Source organism: Acinetobacter lwoffii (assembly GCF_024129735.1).
Classification (GTDB): domain Bacteria; phylum Pseudomonadota; class Gammaproteobacteria; order Pseudomonadales; family Moraxellaceae; genus Acinetobacter; species Acinetobacter lwoffii_H.
The window spans coordinates 1-3,396 of sequence record NZ_JAMXXK010000092.1 but is presented as its reverse complement, the minus strand read 5'-3'; the positions used below and the strand labels follow the sequence as shown (position 1 = coordinate 3,396).

5 protein-coding genes and 1 pseudogene are annotated in these 3,396 nt (G+C 39.2%); 5 read left to right on the top strand and 1 reads right to left on the bottom strand.

Translation table 11 applies throughout. From position 1 onward, the window contains the following. The 5 genes from NI469_RS15535 to NI469_RS15515 all read left to right on the top strand — a co-directional run. The coding region (locus NI469_RS15535) for a multicopper oxidase domain-containing protein (RefSeq protein WP_253139507.1) at window positions 1-739 on the top strand (739 nt) is incomplete at its 5' end. Further along, a complete protein-coding gene (locus NI469_RS15530; protein ID WP_004897649.1) occupies window positions 726-1,064 on the top strand; it encodes a hypothetical protein in 339 nt (112 codons plus the stop codon). The genes NI469_RS15535 and NI469_RS15530, both read left to right, overlap by 14 nt. Beyond that, the gene (locus NI469_RS15525; protein ID WP_004668309.1) at window positions 1,051-1,995 is read left to right on the top strand and encodes a copper resistance protein B; all 945 of its coding nucleotides are present in this window, start codon (window positions 1,051-1,053) and stop codon (window positions 1,993-1,995) included. The genes NI469_RS15530 and NI469_RS15525 overlap by 14 nt, the downstream gene beginning before the upstream one ends. 617 nt (window positions 1,996-2,612) lie before the next feature. After that, window positions 2,613-2,969, top strand: coding sequence for a type II toxin-antitoxin system RelE/ParE family toxin (locus NI469_RS15520; RefSeq protein WP_000269911.1), 357 nt, complete (start codon window positions 2,613-2,615; stop codon window positions 2,967-2,969). Continuing rightward, window positions 2,962-3,264 (top strand): helix-turn-helix domain-containing protein, encoded by a 303-nt coding sequence (locus NI469_RS15515; protein WP_001140620.1) that lies wholly within the window; start codon window positions 2,962-2,964, stop codon window positions 3,262-3,264. Before NI469_RS15520 ends, NI469_RS15515 begins: the two co-directional genes overlap by 8 nt. Window positions 3,265-3,305: 41 nt before the next feature. Here the strand turns inward: NI469_RS15515 and NI469_RS15510 are convergent. Continuing rightward, window positions 3,306-3,396 (bottom strand): annotated as a pseudogene (locus NI469_RS15510) (IS6 family transposase); the annotation flags it as partial.

The following is a 3,396-nucleotide window of genomic DNA, read 5'->3' as shown; positions in this document are numbered from 1 at the left end:
TATGCAAGGCATGGATCACTCGAAAATGGATCATTCAAAAATGAACCATGGCGATATGCAAGGCATGGATCACTCGAAAATGGATCATTCAAAAATGAACCATGGCGATATGCAAGGCATGGATCACTCGAAAATGGATCATTCACAGCATGGCACAGCAAAACCACAAGAAAATGATCAAGTGGTTTATGGTTGGGCAAATGCATCTACACCTGCGGGCAATAAAGCCTTGCAATATAGTGATTTAAAATCTTTAGAACCGCAAAAAGATACTCGTGAAGCTAGCAGTGAATTAGTAGTGCGTTTGGGCGGTACTATGGAGCGTTATATTTGGACGATTAACGGTAAAAAATTCAGCGATGCTGAGCCATTAAAAGTGAAGTATGGCGAGCGTATCCGTATCAAATTTATTAATGACAGTATGATGGCGCACCCCATGCATTTACATGGCATGTTTATGCAGTTGGAGAATGGTCAAGAGTCGGTAGATATGCCGAATAAACACACATTGATTGTACCACCGGGTAAAACAGTGACTGCTTTATTAACTGCGGATGAGTTGGGCGAATGGGCAATCCATTGTCATTTGTTGTATCACATGAGTGCAGGAATGATGAACAAGTTGATCGTGGCAAATGTTAGCGATGAACAAGTGTCTACAACGCCAATTCAAGGTACAAATTCGACTCAAACTCACCAAGTAACTGAGCAAAAAGGAGCTGGACATGCACATCACTAATTTTGTATTTAAAGCGTTTTTTTCTGTTGCGGTATTGAGTTTAACAAGCTTAAGTTTGGCGCACGAAGGGCATCATTCAACTGCTCAGACTGATGGAAAAAATGTACCATCAATGAATCATCAAGCGATGTCTGAGATGGATCATTCACAGCATTCTCCACAAGAGCATGCACAACACATGCAGATGATGGGGAAAATGAATCATGCTGCACATTCAGCACCGATGAACCATCAACATGCAGGTCATCAGCCAATGCATCACAAATCAACAGAGAAACAGCAAGATCAAAAAGTACAGAAAGGAGATCAACATGCGCACCATTAATCTTTTTTCTAAAACTGTTTTAGCAAGCTCTTTGTTGATGGTCAGTGCAGTGAGTTTGGCACATAATGGTGAAGATCATAGTGCGCCTGAAAAAATGACAGTTGCTACATCTTCTAGTCAAAATCAGCCGATGCAAATGGATCGCTCTCAAATGAACCATAGCCAAATGAATCAGGCACAACATCAGGCAACATCTACGGTTAATCATTTACATCATGTACCAGATGCGAATGCTCAGCAGAGTTCGCATTATGATCATCGCTCAGAACACGGTGCGCAAATTTATGCGATTACGACAGTGGACAATAAGTGGCTTGTCAATGAAGATGGCACAGGTGATTTAAAGTCAGAGTTTGAAACCCGTATTGGCACAGATGAAAATAAGGTTTTTATTAAAATTCATGCCGATAAAGAAGAATCGCATGATGCACATTATGATGCCAAACTTTTATATAGCCGTATGATTTCAGACTTTTGGGATGCACAGATTGGTGCACGTTATCGTAGTGAAAAAGTTGAACTCAATGATCATCGCAAAGACACCGAAGAAAATGTTGATGCGGTGATTGGCTTACATGGTATGGCGCCATATTTCTTTGAAACTGATGCTTATCTCTATGCGGGAGAAGACAATTATGCGGGCTTTAGCCTAGAAACGGAACGTGATTTTCTGATTACGCAAAAGTTGATTATTCAACCTTATTTAGAGTTGGATGCTATCTTTAGTGATGACTCTAAATATGCGAAAAAAACTGGTTTAAGCAGTGCAACCGCAGGGTTTGAAACTCGCTATGAAATCAGTAAAAAGATCATGCCGTATATCGACATTGCCTATGAGTATTCAAAAGGTAATGATGAAACGTCGTGGCAAATAGAATCAAACTCTGAGAAAGGTTGGTTATATGGAGCTGGTGTTAGATTTAGATTTTAATTAATTTAATGATTACTAAATAGCTTTATTTAAATAAAACTCTAGCTTAATGTGGCCGGAAGCAAAATGTTAACTTATTTTGCTTCCTTCCATTTAACATAATGGCGATTATACGAAGTACAATTGTATATTAATATAAATATCAAGCACTTAATGAAAACAGAAAAATCCAAAAATGACCAAAAAGCCGATTTTGAAACAAGTCGGCTTTTTTATGAGCGGTTTTGATACTTCTTACCAATAAATTTGACTAAAAAATAGTCAGTTTTGAGGTTTTTCAAATTTTATCAATGCCTCAATGTCCAAAATTATCCACATTTTTTGTGGATAAAATTTAGGCTATTTTGTAAGCCCTGGCTCATACCAATCTCGGCCCTTTGCTGCTATCCGCAATACTGGAAATTTCCTATCATGAAGACATAGAGAGCAGGATGCTCCAGATAAAAAGAATAAGATGAACAACAAGGAACGTGAGATCAGACAGGAGTCAGATCTAAGCGCCAAATATGGAAAAGCCCGACAGGATGTCGGGCTTTTTTATTGCCTATCCTTTCTCATTTGCAAAACAAACATAATGCCCCTAAAATATAGACTATAATCTATATTTTGGTTGTGGTATGTGGACAGTCATTACGACAGATCTATTTAATCAGTGGCTTGAACAGCAAGATGAATCGACACAAGAGAAGGTCCTAGCTGCCCTGGTTGTTCTACAGCAGCAGGGACCGAGTTTAGGCCGTCCTTTAGTAGATACTGTGTATGAGTCTAAATTTACCAATATGAAAGAACTGCGTGTTCAACATCGCGGTAGACCCTTAAGAGCTTTTTTCGCATTTGATCCCTTACGACAGGCTATTGTTCTATGTATTGCTGATAAAGGCGGTAAAAAGCGTTTTTATAAAGACATGCTGGATATTGCAGATGAACAATACCAACTTCATCTCACCACCCTAGGAGATAAATCTAATGGCTAAGACTCTGCAAGAATTGTTAGCTAGCCGCTCTCCAGAGAGCCAAGCCCGTATTCAAAAAATGGCAGATGAATTACTGCTAGAAAATCAGCTTCATCTTATTCGTGAAGAACTCGAAATTTCTCAAAAAGAGCTTGCTGAAACTTTGGGAATAAAACAGCCATCGCTTTCAGCAATAGAAAATCGTGGCAATGATCTTAAGATTTCAACCATGAAAAAGTATGTTGAGGCAATGGGTGGGAAGCTCCGTATTGATGTAGAGCTTCCAACAGGAAAACATATAGGATTCAACGTTTAACAATAAAAATGGGAGCTATAGGCTCCCATTTTTAGATTCGTATAACGTTGAACCCAACGGTAAATAGTCGTGTGATCAACATTCACACCCCGTTCGGCCAGCATTTCCTGCAGTTCACGATAGCTAATGCCA